Annotated in this window: 14 protein-coding genes and 2 tRNA genes; 8 read left to right on the top strand and 8 right to left on the bottom strand. The window is 33.5% G+C overall.

What is annotated here, in order from left to right:
- The first annotated feature begins 71 nt into the window (after window positions 1-71).
- Window positions 72-2,153, top strand: coding sequence for an outer membrane beta-barrel protein (locus ACQQ6V_RS07860; protein ID WP_448844988.1), 2,082 nt, complete (start codon window positions 72-74; stop codon window positions 2,151-2,153).
- Between the two features lie 23 nt (window positions 2,154-2,176).
- Here ACQQ6V_RS07860 and ACQQ6V_RS07855 read toward each other — a convergent pair whose 3' ends face one another.
- The 7 genes from ACQQ6V_RS07855 to ACQQ6V_RS07825 form a co-directional block, all read right to left on the bottom strand.
- Window positions 2,177-2,986, bottom strand: coding sequence for a sensor histidine kinase (locus ACQQ6V_RS07855; RefSeq protein WP_448844987.1), 810 nt, complete (start codon window positions 2,984-2,986; stop codon window positions 2,177-2,179).
- A 584-nt stretch (window positions 2,987-3,570) separates the two neighbouring features.
- Window positions 3,571-4,281, bottom strand: a complete 711-nt coding sequence (locus ACQQ6V_RS07850) for a hypothetical protein (protein WP_448844986.1) — start codon at window positions 4,279-4,281, stop codon at window positions 3,571-3,573.
- Between the two features lie 4 nt (window positions 4,282-4,285).
- A complete protein-coding gene (locus tag ACQQ6V_RS07845; RefSeq protein WP_448844985.1) occupies window positions 4,286-4,918 on the bottom strand; it encodes a response regulator in 633 nt (210 codons plus the stop codon).
- A gap of 332 nt (window positions 4,919-5,250) precedes the next feature.
- Window positions 5,251-5,323 (bottom strand) — tRNA-Phe (locus tag ACQQ6V_RS07840).
- A gap of 33 nt (window positions 5,324-5,356) precedes the next feature.
- Window positions 5,357-5,429, bottom strand: a tRNA-Phe gene (locus ACQQ6V_RS07835).
- A gap of 97 nt (window positions 5,430-5,526) precedes the next feature.
- Complete coding sequence (locus ACQQ6V_RS07830) at window positions 5,527-7,371, bottom strand: bifunctional lysophospholipid acyltransferase family protein/GNAT family N-acetyltransferase (protein ID WP_448844984.1); 1,845 nt, start codon at window positions 7,369-7,371, stop codon at window positions 5,527-5,529.
- A gap of 1 nt (window position 7,372) precedes the next feature.
- Window positions 7,373-8,611 carry an aspartate kinase gene (locus ACQQ6V_RS07825; protein ID WP_448844983.1) on the bottom strand — a complete coding sequence of 413 codons (1,239 nt, stop codon included), beginning with the start codon at window positions 8,609-8,611 and terminating at the stop codon, window positions 7,373-7,375.
- A gap of 366 nt (window positions 8,612-8,977) precedes the next feature.
- Between ACQQ6V_RS07825 and fbp the strand changes: the two genes are divergently transcribed.
- The 7 genes from fbp (at window position 8,978) to ACQQ6V_RS07790 (ending at window position 16,929) form a co-directional block, all read left to right on the top strand.
- The gene (gene fbp, locus ACQQ6V_RS07820; RefSeq protein WP_448844982.1) at window positions 8,978-9,997 is read left to right on the top strand and encodes a class 1 fructose-bisphosphatase; all 1,020 of its coding nucleotides are present in this window, start codon (window positions 8,978-8,980) and stop codon (window positions 9,995-9,997) included.
- A 62-nt stretch (window positions 9,998-10,059) separates the two neighbouring features.
- On the top strand, window positions 10,060-11,067 hold the full coding sequence (locus tag ACQQ6V_RS07815; protein WP_448844981.1) for an o-succinylbenzoate synthase: 1,008 nt from the start codon (window positions 10,060-10,062) through the stop codon (window positions 11,065-11,067).
- 133 nt (window positions 11,068-11,200) lie between these two features.
- Window positions 11,201-11,479, top strand: coding sequence for a co-chaperone GroES (locus ACQQ6V_RS07810; RefSeq protein ID WP_448844980.1), 279 nt, complete (start codon window positions 11,201-11,203; stop codon window positions 11,477-11,479).
- 115 nt (window positions 11,480-11,594) lie between these two features.
- Window positions 11,595-13,220 carry a chaperonin GroEL gene (gene groL / locus ACQQ6V_RS07805; protein ID WP_448844979.1) on the top strand — a complete coding sequence of 542 codons (1,626 nt, stop codon included), beginning with the start codon at window positions 11,595-11,597 and terminating at the stop codon, window positions 13,218-13,220.
- Window positions 13,221-13,495: 275 nt separating this feature from the next.
- A complete protein-coding gene (gene aspA, locus ACQQ6V_RS07800; RefSeq protein ID WP_448844978.1) occupies window positions 13,496-14,899 on the top strand; it encodes an aspartate ammonia-lyase in 1,404 nt (467 codons plus the stop codon).
- A 104-nt stretch (window positions 14,900-15,003) separates the two neighbouring features.
- A complete protein-coding gene (locus ACQQ6V_RS07795; RefSeq protein ID WP_448844977.1) occupies window positions 15,004-15,846 on the top strand; it encodes a glycosyltransferase family 2 protein in 843 nt (280 codons plus the stop codon).
- 36 nt (window positions 15,847-15,882) lie between these two features.
- Complete coding sequence (locus ACQQ6V_RS07790) at window positions 15,883-16,929, top strand: hypothetical protein (RefSeq protein WP_448844976.1); 1,047 nt, start codon at window positions 15,883-15,885, stop codon at window positions 16,927-16,929.
- Between the two features lie 42 nt (window positions 16,930-16,971).
- Here ACQQ6V_RS07790 and ACQQ6V_RS07785 read toward each other — a convergent pair whose 3' ends face one another.
- Window positions 16,972-18,660, bottom strand: coding sequence for a CotH kinase family protein (locus tag ACQQ6V_RS07785; RefSeq protein WP_448844975.1), 1,689 nt, complete (start codon window positions 18,658-18,660; stop codon window positions 16,972-16,974).
- Window positions 18,661-18,787 lie beyond the last annotated feature (127 nt).

The following is an 18,787-nucleotide window of genomic DNA, read 5'->3' as shown; positions in this document are numbered from 1 at the left end:
TTATTAAATCAAATCTTTTATACAGTTTTCATTGTGAGAGAGGTTTATGGTTTTAGATGATATTCAACGTTATGAAAAGAACTTTTACATTGGCTTTTGCAATTTTTGGGCTATTCGTTTTTGCACAAGAAAAAACCGTTTCTGATACATTATCTCAGATTAAAGAAATTGAGCAAATTATTATTAAGTCTCAGCGCAAAAAACAATTTGCTGATAAGTCCGTCTATACCTTTGACGAAGAAGCTCTTAAAAAGGCGCGTTACGCTAATGATTTACTTAAGACCTTACCAGAGTTACAATACGATCCTATTTCTAGGAATGTAGTCAGTATAAAAGGTGGTACAACTCTGATGTTGATTAATGGCATTGAGGCTACAGATCTGCAGATAAGAACCATTAGACCAGAGAATGTTGTGCGAGTGGAGTATTATGACAATCCGCCAACAAGATGGGCTAATAGAGCAGATCAGGTGGTTAATGTCATTACGAGAAATCCTGAGATGGGTTATGTTTTTGGTTTGGAAGCTAATTCTGCTTTAACAACTGGCTTTGTAGATGGATCTATGTATGCTGGATTTACGAAAGGAAAGAATGATCTGGGCTTAGAGTATAGTCTTAATCTGAGAGATTATGATGATAGAAGAGTTAGTAAGATTTACGATTATTCTCTCAATCAGCAGCATTATCGATCAGAAGAAAATAAAGTAGATCATTTCGGGTATACCAATCAGGATATCGCGATGCGTTATAGTAACGTCGAAATGGGGAAATATGCTTTCCAGGCGAAGTTTAACATGAATATCTTTAATAGCTTTTCTAAAGGATTAGGCAATAGTCTTTTTACGAAAGATGCCTTGTTAGAGCAGCATGGTACCTCTCAATATAACGGAGAAAATTACATGATACCAAAACTAGATCTCTATTTTTCTAAAAACTTGAGTAAAAAAGATGAGATTAGCGTCAATATTGTTGGTTCTGCTTATCATACCAAATCTTTTGAAGTTGCTAAAGAATGGATGAGTCTTACAGGAGAAAGTGTTTTTGATAATGATATGAATCTTCGTGCAAAACAAAAAAGCATTGTTGGAGAAGTGGCTTATTCTCATGATTTCAAAGTTGGAAAGTTGAGTTCTGGATATCGGATATCAAGTAATGTTGTGGATAATGTGTTAGAAAATCTAATGGGTTATTCTCAATATAGCGTCAACTACCTTACACAATATATGTACTCAGAGTTTTCTGGAAAGAAGAATAAATGGATGTATCGCCTTGGATTAGGATTGACTAATATCCATAACAAAAGTGCAGAATCGGTAGAAGACCAATGGACACTCACCCCGAAAATAATTGTCGGCTATCAGGTTTCTAATAGTCAAAGTCTAAGATTTACGAGTAGTTATACGCCGTATAGTCCAGGAAGTGCGGCGCTAAGTAGTAATATCAAACAAGTGGCTCCCAATATTGTGTCGCGCGGAAATCCTTTCCTGAAATCTCAAACACGATGGGGGAATAACTTGACTTACTCCATGAGTAACAAATATTTTGATTTTAATGTCAATGCTTTTTATTGGTACACAAAAGGAGCAATTAATCAGATGTATGCTATGGATGAGAGCTTTGGAGGTTATATGTTAACTTACGAAAACGCGCAGTATTCTCTGCAATACGGGGTACAATTGTCGGGTTCTGTAAAACCTTTTGGGACGAGCATTCTTGTTGTTAAAGCGGTTATTGCTCCAGCTTCGGAAATGTTGAAGACAACTTCTGGAGATATTATTAAGAATAATTATATTGGCAATAATTTCGTGTTATCATCAGAGTACAAATCCTTTACGCTTCAGTATCATTTCAATGTTCCTGTGTATAATTTGAGAGGTGCTTTTCTGTCTACTAACGAAAATAAAAGCTCGTTATTCGCGAGTTACAAGCATAATAATTGGACTTTTTCTTCGGGAATATATTGGCTAGGAATGCCTTCTCGATACAAAACGAAGAGCTTACCAGAAAGTATGGTTAATTATACAGCGAAAACAGAAATTATGAATAATAAATCAATGTTCCTTATTGGGGCGGCTTTCGATTTTGCTAAAGGTAAAAAGAATGATATTGATAAAAAATTGAATAATGATACTGCGCCACCAGCTACTTTTTAAGGTTTTATATTGGATTGATTTAGCTAAAATCGATCATGCTTTAACGGAATGCTAATTGATATTCTAGTTCCTGATTCTTCCGCTGTAATATTGAAAATCCCGCCAATACTCTCTGTACGGGATTTCATTGTCGTGAGTCCGTAGCCTTCTGTGCGTACATTTTGTAATCCTACGCCATTGTCTTTGATATTAATCATCAGGAGGTTGTTTTCTTCTGTTGCGCAGAAATTAACTTCTGTGGCTTTGCTGTGTTTGATAATATTGTGACAAGCTTCTTTGATAGCCAATAGAATATTTCTTCTAATTTCAGAATTGATATCATTATTTGGATTTTCTATGGCAACTTGTTGTGTAAACAGAATCGTTGTTTTAGAAAAATAATTTTCCATATAATGTCGACAATAGTCAATCATGTGGCGGATGTTGTCATTAGAAGAATTGAGCGACCACAATATCTCGCGCATTGCCAGGTTGATTTCTTCGGAAATATGGATTAACTCGTCAATTTCTGTTTTGCTTATATTTTGATTATCTATGTTTTGCTTTAAGATTTCCGATTGCAGTTTTATAGCGGATAGTCCTGCGCCAATCTCGTCGTGCATATCATGAGAAATCCTTTCTCGTTCTGTTTGAAGAGATTTTTGTTTTTCAATTTCTTTTTGAAGAATCGAATTTTGGTGTTCTACTTCTATAATTTGGTTTTCTTTAATATGATTAATTTGATTTTTGTTGTAGAGAATAATTATAAAAATTATAAAACCAACAAAAAGTAATAGAAGAGCTACGGCAAAGAAGAATGTTAATTTGACTTCGTATGCAATGGTGAGGGTCATACTTTACAAGTTGTTGCTTTTAAGAATAGTAAATACGAGATAATAATTGAGTATTGAAAGCCTTTGTTAATTAATAAAAGAAAGCTTTTGTCTGTGACTTCAAAAATGTTCATTGGGGTCATTCTGAATATAAAAATAATACCCATTAATAATAATGATGTTGATACCCAAAAACTTTGCTTTCTATAAATTGGGATTAAACTTGGATTTTTTAACTGTTTGAAAAACCAAATTAAACTGAGTAAAATATAAATAATACTCATTGTTAGAGCCATGATTATTTGACTATTATCATCAGAATTATAAAATAAAATAACACTACTAATTATAGCAAATAATGCTAATGCGTAATGACTATATTTTTTCTTATAACTGAGACTATAATAAAAAATAAAAAAAATGGTATAAATAGGCATTGCTAAGGTGTAAAAAGAGTATGGTAGTAATTTATACAAAATGCCTATTTCAAAAAGTAAAACTAACCCAAAGTATATCCATAAAAAAGTTTGCCTTGCTTTTTGATTGATTAACGACATGACAAAACAGATGATTGCTATGAATAAATAGATGTATAATAATTTCATTTAAAAACAGTTACCAGGAGGACATACTTGGAATACATCATAATACGTAGTAGATCCAAGAGGAGATGATGTTTTTTCTTCAAAATACATTACAAATGTAATCTTGTGAAGTTTGTCTTTGTCTTCCGTTTTATTATCGATTGCAGGAATTAACACGATGCCACTATATTTTTCTGGATCAAATTGATCAAAATTACTTTTATAAGGGATTGTAATTTGTCTTGTGTTTTCGTGTGTTTCCCCATCATTAAACATTTTTGTAATGCTTGCATCTAATTTGCTTTTAAGTCCTTTTTTAGGGTTATAAAAGTTCTTTCGCAATGCATCTACCGCATCTTTGGTGAGTTCTATGGATGATTCTTGATTAATTATTAATCTTTGGTTACGGTTTTCGTCTTGATACAACAGATTAAGTTCTACGTCTAATTGAGCAAACTTCAAAATAAGATCTTGTTGATTCTTGATTAATCGACTAATCAATTTGTAATCAATTCTAAAAATTTTATTAGTAATATTCTCATTACCGAATTCTTCTTGATAGGCTAGAATCATCTCTCTGGCCTTTTTATCAGAAATAGGAGTGTGTAGATTATCTGTAAGTTTTGTGCTAAGTTGGCAAATGGTAGATGTGATTTTGTCTAAATCGTTGTCTGTAATTTTACCTTCTTTATACTGTTCTGTGATTAAGTTTAGTATTTTCTCTAAGCTCATGGTTTTATGCCTTGTTAAGGTTTAGTTTGTTGATGGCTTCAACTTTATTGTTGACATCTAGTTTTTTGTATATGTTGGCAATGTGTTTTTTTACGGTTTCGGTAGAAATGTTTTTTTTAGCAGCAATTTCTTTATACTGAAGGCCATCTGCGATGCTCAAGAGGATTGTTTTTTCTGTGGGTGTTAGATCGTTAATGAGCGATAGGTCTTCTTCTTGATTTTGAAAATGCTTGAGAACTTTTTTAGCAACATGATTACTCATGGGTGTGCCGCCTGCAAAAGCATTAATAATGGCAGATGTTATGTTTTGTAAGCTTTCTCCTTTTACAAGATATCCAATAGCGCCAGAGCGCAGAGCATCAAAGATTTTATCATTATCATCATGGTTGGTACACACGATGAAAATCATTTTAGAGTTCTGAGATTTGAGTGTTCGGATGATATTTGTGCCCCAAGAGTCATAAAGCTGCAAATCCATAAGTACAATATCAGGATTAAGAGTGGGGAGATGTTCCAAGGCTGCATTGCCAGAGAAAAACTGACCTACGCAACACATGTTATCATTGTAATTAATAACTTTCTTTAATGTGTTGTTGTAGTTCTTGTCATCTTCGACAATGGCAACTTGGATTTTCATGGTTATTAGTTTATACAAAGATTGTAAAATAGTCTATATAATTAAATACCGAATTAGGGGTATATCTTTATTATTTTTTTAAAGTTAATAAAAAATAAGGATATTCTGTGATGGCTTTGTTTTATTTTTCATTAATAGCGATAATTAATGAAGTTGAGATCTGGATTAGTTATCTGTGATGATTTCAGTAATCAATAAGTTCTTTGTGAGATGACTAATTAATGAGGTATGTTGGGTTGTGAGGAATTCACGGTAAATAAGCTAAAATTAAGTTGGAGAAGCTTCTGTGTTTATTAAAATAAAAAAACCACTCTAAAAAGAGTGGTTTTAAGTGGTTTCTCCAGGAATCGAACCAGGGACACATGGATTTTCAATCCATTGCTCTACCAACTGAGCTAAGAAACCTTTGATTTCTTTTAAGTTAAAATTTAACTTTTGTGGTTTCTCCAGGAATCGAACCAGGGACACATGGATTTTCAATCCATTGCTCTACCAACTGAGCTAAGAAACCAAACAAGCTGTATCGTTTGTTTTAAGTGATGCAAAAGTAAGAAGTTTCTGCATATCACACAAGCCTAAAGTGTTTTTTTTCTTACACTTTATTGAAATCACTGATTATCAGGAGATTTTTTTTCAGTTTCATTTTTGAAAAAATCACTTAATTCTTCTAAAACTGGCTTTATTGTATCAGCCGGCAGCTCACTAATCCTAATATACATTAACCCATCTATGGCATCATTGAAGTTAGGATCTACATTAAAGGCAATAACTTTTGCATTTTGCTTAATATATTTCTTAATTAAAACAGGTAATCTTAGCTCTGGCTCTAGGTCATCAATGATTTTGTCCAGCTTATTAAGGTCAGCGTCCATATCTTCGAAAAACAATGCTCTATCTCTTTCTCTAAGGATAACTTTGTAATCATTTTTTGGATGCACGTATTGCGCTACTGCTGCATCGTAGTAATGTGATCTCATAAATTCTATCATTAGAGATTTTGAGAACTCAGAGAATTTATTACTAATACTTACGCCACCCATTAGGAATTTGTGTTCTGGATTTCTTAAGCAGACATGTACAATGCCTCGCCAAAGTAAAAATAATGGGAATGGCTTCTGTTGGTATTCTAGTGAGATGTAGGCGCGTCCCATTTCTATAACTTTTCTAAAGAAAGGTTGCAATTCTTGATCGTACTCAAATAATGAACTGGTGTAGAATCCGTCTATACCATATTTTTTCATCACCTCTGCGCCAAGTGCCATTCTGTAAGCGCCTACTAATTTATTATTAGACTTATCCCAAAGAAAAAGGTGGTGATAATGTTTGTCATACTCGTCTAGGTCAAAGGGTAGGTTAGTACCTTCTCCAATCGCACGGAAAGTCAATTCTCTTTGACGTCCAATCTCTCTCATGATATGAGGTATCTCCTCATACTTGCTAAAGAAAACATCATAATCACCATGAGAAAAAAGATGCTTGCCGTCTGTGTTTTTAAGATTTTCGATTTCTTGGATAATGTCTTCGGCTGGCGTCTCATCTATGATGTTTTGCACCACATTTTGTTGCTTTGCCAAAGGTAATTTCAAGGCTAGATTCGGGATCTTAAGTGTCTCTGCAATACTTCTTCTTTTTTCGTAATAAGACTTAAGCATATAGACTTTTTTCTTTAGATAGTCTCCTAGTTCTTCTATGTTGTCTGTATCATCAATTTGCTTAACAGATATAGGTTTGCCAATTCTTACTCTTATTGGATGGTCTCTTTTCTTCATCATTTCCGAAGGCAACATTAATGTTTGCAAATCTGGATGAAGTTTTGACATATTATAAAAAAAACGACTGTTGCGCGCATGGAAATACATTGGCACCACGGGTACTTTTGCTTTTTTAATTAGCTTAAGTGCGGGTACTTCCCATGCTTTATCTAAGACTTCGTTATATTCATTATTTTTATTAGACACTTCTCCAGCAGGGAAAATACCTACGCAGCCACCTGCTTGTAGATGCTTAAGAGTTTCTCTCATGCCAGAAGAGCTGCTGTAAGCCTCTTTTCTACCTTCGAAAGGGTTAACCGAAATTACATAAGGCGACATGGGTGCAATTTTGTCTAACAAAAAATTACCCATAATCTTGAAATCAGGTCTAATCTGAGACACAATTTTAGCCATTAATATACCATCTATCGCTCCTAGTGGATGATTAGAAACCAAAATAAATGGTCCTGTTTTTGGGATTTTTGCTAAGTCTTCTTCAAAAGCAACATATTTTAGATCTAATTCTTTTACAAAACTGTTGAAAAAATCTTGATCTTTTTTATCCTTTAATATATCGTATAAGGCATTAACCTTGTCTATTTTTGTAAGACGGATTATTGCAGATGCTACTGGATTTTTCATAAATCCTAATTTGGTAAGCCCTGCAGCTTTTATCAAATCTTCTTTAGATATTAAACTCATCTTATTGAATTACCATTTGTAATGTTTTGTTGGACAATTGCTCGAACAAGACTTTTTTATTATTATAAAATTTTTCCAAATCTTCTATGTTTGCGTTTCTAACTGTAAATAGTGAAGCTCCAGTCACTAATTTGGTTTCGAAATTAAGCTGTAAATCCTGAATTAATTCTTGGATGTGACCAAATTTATCCTCCAAACAAAGTTCCAAAGAAATTGCAGAATTCTGCATTAATGAAACCTTGATATTATATTTTAAAAGTAGTGAAAAAATCACACTCATGTGCTCTTCTGCTATAAAAGAAAAATCTCTAGTTTCTACCGTTAGATAATCCTGATTAGTCTTGAGTATAAATGATTCTACAGACTGATTATTGTCGGCATTTCCTATTTTAGTTCCAGATTGTGTAGGATCTATAAAAGACTTTACGTAAAAAGGAATGTTCTTCTGCTTAAGTGGTTGCAATGTTTTCGGGTGGATAACAGACGCTCCGTAATAGGCCATTTCTATGGCTTCTTCGTAAGAAATGTTTTTAAGCAATTCTACATTGTCAAAAACTCTTGGATCTCCCGTCATCACACCTGGCACGTCCTTCCAGATCGTCATTGCTGTAGCATCAAAAGCAAAGGCAAATATAGCCGCAGAATAATCCGAGCCTTCTCTACCTAAGGTTACTGTAAAATGATTATCATCCGAACCAATAAAACCTTGCGTGATGTAGTTATTAGAAGCGCTTAGTTTTTTAATGTTATCTTCTGTTGCTTTCCAATTAACAGCGCCCTCTCTATAAGTACTATCTGTTTTTATATAATCTCTAGCATCTAACCATTGATTAGTAAAATTGATGTCATTAAGATATTCGCTAACGATTTTAGAAGAGATCATCTCACCACAACTTACCACTTGGTCATAGACGAAGTTATAATTAGGTGATTTATTCCTTCTTAAAAACGAATCAATATCACCAAAAAACAAATTAATCTCAGCAAAAACGGGATGGTTTTCTGTAAAAAGTCCCATTGCGATATCAATATGCAACTGTTTGACCGATTGTATTTCTGCTTGGTAATCCTGTTTATCAAAGTACAACGCCACTACTTTTTCTAAAGCATTGGTCGTCTTTCCCATGGCAGAAACTACCATTAAACAATCCTGAAAGCCTTGATTTTCTAAAACCAAAGCCACATTTTTTACGCTTTCGGCATCTTTTACAGATGCTCCTCCGAATTTAAATACTTTCATCGATATGTAAATTTGTGATATTCAGTCTGTTAATTAAAAATTATGTTTTGTTAACAAACTTTGCAAATCTATTAATATTGAACGAGTTAGAAAAGGCGAGACTTCAATTTATTTATGATTAAAATTAATTTTTTAGGATACAATTCTTTCTGCATATATTTTTTAGTTATTATAATTTTAATATTGTTGTAATTTGGGTTTAATATAAGACAGTGAAAACATATTATTTGTTACATTATTGTTAATTAAAATATTGATTAATAGTATATAATGTAATCAAATTATAGTAGTTATTGACTATTGAAAAAAAATTTGGTGGGAATTAAAAAACTGTTAAGTTTGTGCTAATCTTCTAATAAAACAAAAATGAGTCAAGAACCTTTACAAACCTTAGGCGAATTTATCATCGAGAAACAAGATGATTTTAAATATTCTTCTGGGGAACTTTCAAGATTATTAAGTTGCATCCGTATGGCTTCAAAATTAGTTAACCGAGAAGTTAACAAAGCTGGGATAGCCGATATTATTGGCATTGCAGGCAAAGAAAACATACAGGGAGAACAACAACAAAAACTGGACGTGCTTGCCAACGAAATCTTTATTACGGCACTTTCGCAGAGAGAAGTAGTATGCGGTATTGCCTCCGAAGAGAATGATGATTTTATAGAAATCGTAAGCAAGGGCAACGCTCACCTCAATAAGTATATTGTATTAATAGATCCGCTAGATGGTTCTTCTAATATTGATGTTAATGTATCTGTTGGGACTATTTTTTCTATTTATAGAAGAGTGACTAACCCGGGAGAACCTGTAGAGCTGAAAGATTTTTTACAAAGAGGATCTCAACAGGTTGCCGCTGGATATGTGGTGTACGGATCATCTACTATGATTGTTTACACAACGGGTAATGGTGTTAACGGATTTACTCTGGATCCTGCAATTGGTACTTATTATCTGTCGCATAAAGATGTTAAAATCCCTACTAATGGAAAAATATATTCTATTAACGAAGGTAATTACATCAAGTTTCCTCAAGGTGTAAAAGATTATATCAAATATTGTCAAGAAGAAGAAGGTGACAGGCCATATACATCTCGATATATTGGATCGTTAGTTTCTGATTTTCATAGAAATATGTTGAAAGGAGGTATTTATATCTATCCTTCTACGTCGCAATCACCTAGTGGGAAATTGAGATTGTTGTATGAGTGTAATCCTATGGCGTTTTTGGCAGAGCAGGCAGGAGGGAAATGTAGTGATGGTTTCAAAAGAATAATGGAAATAGAGCCTACAGAATTGCACCAGCGTGTTCCTTTTTTCTGTGGTAGCGCAGCGATGGTGACTAAGGCAGAAGAATTTATGACAAAAGCTGTAGATAAAAATTAATTATAAAAACATTAAAATTCTATTAAAGACCGATTTCTTCGGTCTTTTCTTATTTTTGTAAAATGAAAACAGCAACATTCCAGCAATATATTCTTAATTTCAAACGCCCTAGCGGGACTTCGCGAGGCGTTCTTAATACCAAAGAAACTTACTTCATAGAAGTTTTTGAAGATGGTAAAAAAGGCATTGGTGAGTGTAATCTTTTTAGGGGATTAAGCTTTGATGACGATCCTGACTATGAAGAAACCTTAAGTTGGGTTTGTCAGAATATAAATCTTGGCTTAGAGAAGTTGCAGGAAGAACTGATCAATCATCCGTCTATTCTTTTTGGAGTGGAGCAGGCGTTGCTTAATTTAGAACATCAAGAAAATATTTATTTTCCTAGTGATTTTACAGATGCTAAAGATTATATCAATATTAACGGATTAATCTGGATGGGTGATGTTGATTATATGAAACAGCAGATTGAAGAAAAGTTATCTAACCAATTTCACTGTATAAAACTTAAAATAGGCGTTGATTGGGATAAAGAAAAACAAGTCATTGCAGATCTGCGTCGTCAATTCCCGAAAGATATTTTAGAGTTGCGAGTAGATGCTAATGGCGCTTTCTCTACCGAAAAAGCAAAAACAGTTTTAGAAGAATTAGCACAATTGGATATTCATTCTATAGAACAACCTATAGAAGCTGGCGACTGGAAGGCGATGTCAGAGTTATGCGCAACAACGCCCACGCCCATTGCGCTTGATGAAGAATTAATCGGAATTCTGAATCCTGGTTCTAAAAAAGAATTACTTTCAGCGATAAAACCTCAATATATTATTTTAAAACCAGCTTTGATAGGAGGGTTTTCTGGTAGTGACGAGTGGATTTCTCTAGCCGAAAAACAAAACATCGGTTGGTGGATTACTTCTGCTTTAGAAAGTAATGTTGGACTTAATGCTATTGCTCAATACACTTATCTCAAAAAAAATCCAATGCCACAAGGCTTAGGCACAGGAGGATTGTTTACCAATAATACAGATTCTTCTTTAGAGTTGAAAGGCGATAAACTTTGGTTTAAGAACTGAAATTCTGCCAAAATTTCACACTAAAGGAAAAACTCTGCCATTTTAATCTAAAATATAGAATCTAAAATCTAAAATATCAAATGGCATAATCTTGGAGACATGATAAGGAGAAAATAAATAAAAAATTATAATTATGTCAATTAACTTCAAACCATTAGCAGACAGAGTTCTTATAGAGCCAATTGCTGCAGAAACTAAGACAGCTTCAGGTATTATTATCCCAGATACTGCAAAGGAAAAACCACAAGAAGGTACTGTAGTTGCAGTTGGTCCAGGTAAAAAAGACGAGCCAACAACTGTACAAGTTGGTGACAAAGTTCTTTACGGAAAATACTCTGGTTCTGAATTGAAATTAGACGGAAAAGATTACTTAATCGTAAAAGAAGGAGATCTACTTGGAGTAATCGGGTAAGATTTGTAAAAAGTACGGGGTACAAAGTACAACGCATTTTAGCAAGGTTTAATCAAATTATTTAAAATTAAAAAAGTACATTTTACATTGTACATCATACAATAATACTATAAAAATGGCAAAAGAAATAAAATTCGATATAGAATCAAGAGACGCTCTTAAAAGAGGTGTTGACGCATTGGCTAATGCAGTAAAGGTAACTTTAGGACCAAAAGGTAGAAACGTTGTTATCGAAAAATCTTTCGGAGCTCCTCACGTAACTAAAGACGGTGTGTCTGTTGCAAAAGAAATCGAGCTAGAAGACAGAGTAGAAAACATGGGTGCTCAGATGGTGAAAGAAGTTGCTTCTAAAACCAATGATATCGCTGGAGATGGTACAACTACCGCTACAGTATTAGCACAAGCTATCGTAAGAGAAGGTCTTAAGAATGTAGCTGCTGGCGCTAACCCAATGGATCTTAAAAGAGGAATTGACAAAGCTGTAACTGCAGTTGTTGCCAACCTTAAAGAACAATCTAAAGAAGTTGGAGATTCTACAGAAATGGTAAAGCAAGTAGCTTCAGTTTCTGCTAACAACGACGAAACAATTGGTACATTAATCGCTGAGGCTTTCGGGAAAGTAGGTAAAGAAGGTGTTATCACTGTAGAAGAAGCTAAAGGTATCGATACAACTGTTGATGTTGTAGAAGGTATGCAGTTTGACAGAGGATACCAGTCGCCTTACTTTGTGACTAATCCTGAGAAAATGTTAACAGAGCTTGATAATCCTTACATTCTTTTAGTTGAGAAAAAAATCTCTTCTATGAAAGAATTACTTCCAGTTCTTGAGCCAATTGCACAAGGTGGAAAATCTTTATTAATCATTTCAGAAGAAGTAGAAGGAGAAGCTTTAGCTACTTTGGTGGTTAACAAGTTGAGAGGATCTCTTAAAATTGCTGCTGTTAAGGCACCAGGTTTTGGAGACAGAAGAAAAGCAATGTTAGAAGATATCGCAATCCTTACAGGAGGTACTGTTATTTCTGAAGAGCAAGGTTTCACAATGGAGAACATCACTTTAGAAATGTTAGGAACTGCTGAGAAAGTAACTATCGATAAAGACAACACAACAGTTGTTAACGGTGGTGGCGAAGAAAGCAAGATCAAAGGTAGAGTTAACCAGATCAAAGCTCAGATGGAGACTACAACTTCTGATTACGATAGAGAAAAACTTCAAGAAAGACTAGCTAAGTTAGCTGGTGGTGTTGCAGTACTTTACGTAGGAGCAGCTTCTGAAGTAGAAATGAAAGAGAAAAAAGACAGAGTTGACGATGCTCTTAACGCTACGAGAGCAGCTGTAGAAGAAGGTATCGTTGCTGGTGGAGGTGTTGCATTAGTAAGAGCTATCTCTGCTTTGGCTAATCTAACAGGTGAAAATGCTGACGAAACGACAGGTATCAAAATCGTAAAAAGAGCAATCGAAGAGCCATTACGTCAAATCGTTGCTAACGCAGGAGGAGAAGGTTCTGTAATCGTTGCTAAAGTTGCAGAAGGTACAGGTGACTTCGGATATAATGCAAAAACTGACGAGTATGTTAACATGCTACAAGCAGGTATTATTGACCCAACTAAAGTAACAAGAGTTGCCTTAGAAAACGCTGCATCAGTATCAGGTATGTTACTAACAACTGAGTGTGTAATCACTGAAGTGAAAAGCGCAGAACCAGCTATGCCAATGGGCGGCGGGATGCCAGGTATGATGTAACAGTCAACGACTGAAACAATATAAAATCAAACCGTTCAGATTTTCTGAGCGGTTTTTTTATTAGCTTATAGGTTTAGTAAAGTAATGGAGTTTTGTGTGCTAAGGTTTAAAGCTCAATTAACTTGTTTTTTCTTTTTTTATTGAATGGTCGTAGAAGTTTATTTACTAACTAAAAGAATGATGCCGGTTTAGTCTATGATTTACTGTAAAGCTGATTATATTTATCTTGTCAGAAATCTTTAAAAGTTTTAACTTTCCCTTTTAAAAAAAGTACGATGAGTAACTATAGAAATGAAAGTGATTTATTAGGAGAATTGCAAGTTCCAGCTAATGCTTATTATGGTGTACAGACACAAAGAGCTATTGATAATTTTAAAATTTCTGGACAGACATTGTCACAGTTTCCAGAGTTTATTAAAGCTTTAGGGTATGTTAAAAAAGCAGCTGCAAAAACTAATTATGAACTAGGCTTATTAGACGAAGAGCTTTATAAGTTGATTGCAAAGGCTTGTGACGAAATGATTGATGGCAAGTTTAACGATCAGTTTCCTATAGATATGATACAAGGTGGCGCTGGTACTTCTGTTAATATGAATGGTAACGAAGTCATAGCTAATCGCGTATTAGAGATGATGGGGAAAGAAAGAGGAGATTATCAATACTGTAGTCCTAACGATCATATTAATCTGTCACAATCTACCAATGATGCTTACCCAACGGCTATAAAAATTGCCCTTTTTAATATGAATGCACACTTAGTGCAGAAATTAATTAAAGTTATCGCTGCTTTTAGAGCAAAAGGAAAAGAATTTCACGATGTCATAAAAATGGGTCGTACACAGCTTCAGGATGCTGTACCTATGACTTTAGGTCAAGAATTCGAAGCTTTTGCAGCTAACTTAGAAGAAGATATTTCAAAATTAAATAATAACGCACTTCTTTTTGTTGAAGTTAATATGGGTGCAACAGCAATTGGGACTGGGCTTAATGCTCCTCCAATGTATGCTAAACGTTGTGCGCTTAACTTGGCAGAACTTACCGGTATGCCTATCGTATCTGCGCCGGATCTAGTAGAAGCTACGCCAGATACGGGATCTTATGTGATATATTCTTCGGCAATGAAACGTCTTGCTGTAAAATTATCCAAAATATGTAATGATCTAAGATTATTGGCGTCTGGTCCTAGAGCAGGTTTCTTTGAGATTAATTTGCCAGCAATGCAACCGGGATCTTCTATTATGCCGGGTAAGGTAAATCCAGTTATTCCAGAAGTTGTTAATCAAGTTTGTTACAAAGTAATTGGTAATGATTTGACAGTGACTTTTGCGGCAGAAGCAGGGCAGTTACAACTTAACGTAATGGAGCCAGTATTATGTCATTCTATCATGGAGAGCAATAATTTCTTAGGTAACGCAATAGATACTTTAAGAGAAAAGTGTATCGTTGGCATCACTGCTAACAAAGAAGTTTGTCTTAATATGGTAAAACACAGCATCGGGATTGTAACGGCTCTTAATCCTTATATTGGATACAAAAACTCTACAAAAATTGCCAAAGAAGCTTTAGAAACAGGTAAAAGTGTTTATGATCTGGTGATAGAACATCAACTATTGACACAAGAAAAATTAGATAAAATTCTAGATCCTGCCAATATGCTTAATCCTCATAATTTGGTGTAATTAAATTAAATATTAGATTCTGATTATCTTTGCAACAAGTTTATTAATTGTTTAATAAGCCAATTGAGAAGTTAATCAGAATTTTTTTTATTAAAAATAGCACATTGAAATTTATCATCATCATTCCCGCTCATAACGAAGCCGAAAATATTATCGATTGTCTAACATCTTTGTCTAATCAAAGTTTTCAAAATTTTGATGTCATTGTGGTTAATGACGGTTCTACCGATAAAACGCAGGTTTTGGTTGGTAGATTTTGTGATAATCATTCTCAGTTTCGAGTGGTTAATTTGGTACAGTCTTCTCACGAGCCAGGCGCAAAAGTGGTGAGGACTTTCAACAAAGGATTAGATGAAGTTAGCCTTAACGATTATGATATTATTTGTAAATATGATGCGGATATTATCTTTCCGAGTCAATATTTAGAATTGATTAATCAAGGTTTTTTAGCCAATCCAAAAATCGGAATGTTAAGTGGTTTGGTTTATATTCAAAATGAAAATGAGGATTGGATCTTCGAGAATTTATCGTCCAAAGATCATGTAAGAGGTCCTATTAAAGCTTATAAAAAAGAATGTTTTCTGGATATGAAAGGACTTAGGCCAGTCTTAGGTTGGGATAATCTTGATGTGATGTTAGCGCAGAAATCAGGTTGGGAAGTGTCTACTATTAAGGATCTTTGGGTAAAACATCTCCGTCCGACAGCTTATAAATATAAATCTCAAAAAGCAGAAAAACTAGGTCAATACTTTTATAATATTGGACTAGATATTCCGTTAGCAAGTATTTCTTCGGCCAAATCTTCTTGGAAAAACAAGTCTTTTTCTGAGTTTTTTATTACGATGAAAAGTTTTTTAAAACAAAATTCCCAAAGAGAAATATCTCAAGAAGAAATCATGTACATTAGAAAATTGCGTTGGAGCAAAATGCTTAATAAACTAGCTTGATTTCTTACATTTGCTTAATCAATTGTTATTGTTATTTTGAAGAATATCGCATACATAGAATTAGACACACACGCCGAAATTGCGCTTAATTTCTATAAATTAATCAAGGATTCTCTTCATGTAACTGTTGATTTTTTCTTTTCAGAAAGAATTTGTAAAACACTTGATTTACAATGCGATAATGTCAAAATTTCTACACCTGAGTTGATTCTCAATCAACTATCAGTGAAGCAATATGATCTCGTAATTATTGGGACGGCGCATCGTTATTTTAATGTATTTGAGAGGATTACAGAGAAATATTCTACGGCAATTATTGTTCATAATCTTAATTTTTCTCAGGCTAAATTTCCTCAAATCCTAAAAAATATTTTTAATAAAGATTGGAAATTTCGCTTAAAATTATTGTTGAAAGAGAATCTTTATAGATCTCATCAAGTTTATCAAAAAGCCAATTATCTGTTTGTTTTAGATAAAAGTTTGGCTGATGCAAGATTTCAGTTTTTACCATTACTGTTTAATGAATTTAATTCTGAAAAATCAATCAGTAGAGATCTGGCAATTGCCATTCCGGGTGCTGTTTCTCAACATCGGCGAGATTATCAATCGATCCTTATCCAGTTGAAAAATCTAAGACATTTTGATCATAATATCAATGTTGTTTTTTTAGGAAAAGCCCAAAATACTGAATTGAAATGGCTCCAAGAATCTGAAAACGAAATGCCGAGTTTTATCAATTTGGTTTATTTTAAAGAGAAAGTTTCGCAGGCGATTTTTGATGATTGGATGCAGCATGCTGATTTTCTTTGGTGCCCAATCCAGAGGCAAACAGAATTTCTCGGCATCGAAGAAACTTACACAGAGACTAAAATGACTGGTAATTTTGGAGATGCGATAAAGTATGGTAAACTCGCTATTTTTCCGTCGGATTATCAATCAGATTTTCCATTTTTATTTCCAGAACAGAAGGATTTGTTAAAGCAATTTCTAGAAATAAAAGATTTGACATTTGATTTTACAAAAGATTTTAATCAGGAAATTGTTTCCGCTCAATTGGAAAAAATTCTTTTAAGTTTATCATAAAAAAAAGAGATTGCCTTAATTGGGACAACCTCTTTTTAATGTTTATTTATTAACAATTACTTTAAATTTTTTAGAGCCTGTTTCTGTTTCGCAAAGTATATAATATGTTCCTGATGATAATGACGAGAGATCAATTGTATTGATTTTTTTGGTTGTGTTATGTGTTAAAACAATTTTGCCAGACTGGTCAGAAACAACTGTTTTCATGTTGGCTTTTTCTTCTAAAGTGATTGTGATATGGTTTTTGGCTGGATTAGGGTAATAACTGAGGTTGATTGTTTTGACGGGAGTGTTATCTACATTTAAAAATTTCCCCCAAAAAACATCTAGATAGTTTACTCTATTGGTTAACCAAGTTTTCATCTGATCTATGGCAATTTCATTTTGAGAGTAATCCCACGCTAATTCTTCTCTAGCATAGACATTATTTTTTTCTAAATATTGATAATTGGTGTCAAGAATAGATTCTATATTTTCAAGGGATAAAGTGTTTTTTCTGAGATCAAACCAGCGATTAGCTAATTTTTCTTTAAAAGAATTGTCTAATAGCCATTTGTCATACATTCCGTTTGTTAGGATATTAGGGTGTTTTTCAAGCAATGTACCGTCCCAGTTGTATCCAAAAGTAGCATCCAAGTCCCAAGGTACATAGAAGTATTTTTCGTTTGTATTATATTTGGCAATGTGTAGGTTTTTCCCTGTGTTATCTATGGCTAACGTGATATTCATGAAAATAAAATAATCAATGGCATTGTCAATTTCAAATTTGGATTCTATGTTTCCAACGAAGTTTTTTTGATTAGAATCTACCACAAAGCTTATAAAGGAGTGTAAGTTTTGCCAATTAATTTCTTTTTTAGGATGCTTATATTCGAAGTTAGACCAATTGCTGGATGTATTATCATAGATTTTATCATAGTTATACATTGTTGGTGCACCTGCCCAATGATTCCCTTTGTATAGTTCTCCTTTTATTGATCCATTGTGTTTTTTTAGTTTTAAGTTTTTACGATTTACTTTTTCGCTTAAGGCATATAAGCCAAAGTAGGTGTCATTCATAAATACTTCTACAAATCTCGTATTGATGCCATTTTTAGCTTCTGGTTCTTTGGAGTGATATGATAAAGTGCTCATTTCTAACCAAAGATCATTAGCTGTTTTACTTCTTATTCTTGAGTCTTCATTATACATGGCTTGCAAGTTGAAAGCGTCGTGATTCATCATGCCAAGAATCGGAATATCAACTGTAGAATTTCCTGTTGGATCATCCCAAAATTCTATTTCCATGGATTTTTTAGGATAGGCTTGCGAGCTTTTTCCTCTATATTCTATCCCCGCATAGGTGTTTATTTCTTCTTTATCACTTTCTATAAGTTTGAAATTAGATAGTACTTTAGGAGTATCTTTAATTTCAAGATCAGTATTAATTTTCGCAATTGGTAATTCTGTAAAGTATAAAGTAAAGTTATTGTTTTCAGTATCAGTTAATATATAAGGGTTTCCTACTTTAAGATTAGATTGAGGTGTTTCAAAGTTATATAATCTATCGAGTACAATCTGAGAAATGGGATCGCTGTTATTTTTTATATTCGTCAGATTGTAGTTAGAAAGAATAATTTTTTTGTTTTTATCTACATGATAATATTGCTCAGGGATCTCTGCAGTTATAGCTTTGCAGAATGTCAAAATAGACAAGAACAGTAATAAAAATAATTTGTTAATTATATTCATGTTTTTTCGTTTTTAGATGTAGTAAAGTTAATGATTATAATCTATTAAGTTGATTTTATTTTTTTTCTTTCTTTTTATTGTCGTTTGATAAACTCAAAACAAAAGCTTATTTTTGTTATCCGAAATT

The organism is Chryseobacterium electrogenes (assembly GCF_053553015.1).
Note: the sequence above shows the minus strand (reverse complement) of the source record. Positions and strands in the feature narration are given on the sequence as shown.

Excerpts from the sequence above, each read along its gene's own strand:
- groL (WP_448844979.1), top strand. The coding sequence starts at position 11,595 with ATGGCAAAAGAAATAAAATTCGATATAGAATCAAGAGACGCTCTTAAA.
- ACQQ6V_RS07855 (WP_448844987.1), bottom strand. The coding sequence starts at position 2,986 with ATGACCCTCACCATTGCATACGAAGTCAAATTAACATTCTTCTTTGCC.
- ACQQ6V_RS07810 (WP_448844980.1), top strand. The coding sequence starts at position 11,201 with ATGTCAATTAACTTCAAACCATTAGCAGACAGAGTTCTTATAGAGCCA.
- ACQQ6V_RS07825 (WP_448844983.1), bottom strand. The coding sequence starts at position 8,611 with ATGAAAGTATTTAAATTCGGAGGAGCATCTGTAAAAGATGCCGAAAGC.
- ACQQ6V_RS07830 (WP_448844984.1), bottom strand. The coding sequence starts at position 7,371 with ATGAGTTTAATATCTAAAGAAGATTTGATAAAAGCTGCAGGGCTTACC.
- ACQQ6V_RS07860 (WP_448844988.1), top strand. The coding sequence starts at position 72 with ATGAAAAGAACTTTTACATTGGCTTTTGCAATTTTTGGGCTATTCGTT.
- fbp (WP_448844982.1), top strand. The coding sequence starts at position 8,978 with ATGAGTCAAGAACCTTTACAAACCTTAGGCGAATTTATCATCGAGAAA.
- ACQQ6V_RS07785 (WP_448844975.1), bottom strand. The coding sequence starts at position 18,660 with ATGAATATAATTAACAAATTATTTTTATTACTGTTCTTGTCTATTTTG.
- aspA (WP_448844978.1), top strand. The coding sequence starts at position 13,496 with ATGAGTAACTATAGAAATGAAAGTGATTTATTAGGAGAATTGCAAGTT.
- ACQQ6V_RS07815 (WP_448844981.1), top strand. The coding sequence starts at position 10,060 with ATGAAAACAGCAACATTCCAGCAATATATTCTTAATTTCAAACGCCCT.
- ACQQ6V_RS07850 (WP_448844986.1), bottom strand. The coding sequence starts at position 4,281 with ATGAGCTTAGAGAAAATACTAAACTTAATCACAGAACAGTATAAAGAA.
- ACQQ6V_RS07845 (WP_448844985.1), bottom strand. The coding sequence starts at position 4,918 with ATGAAAATCCAAGTTGCCATTGTCGAAGATGACAAGAACTACAACAAC.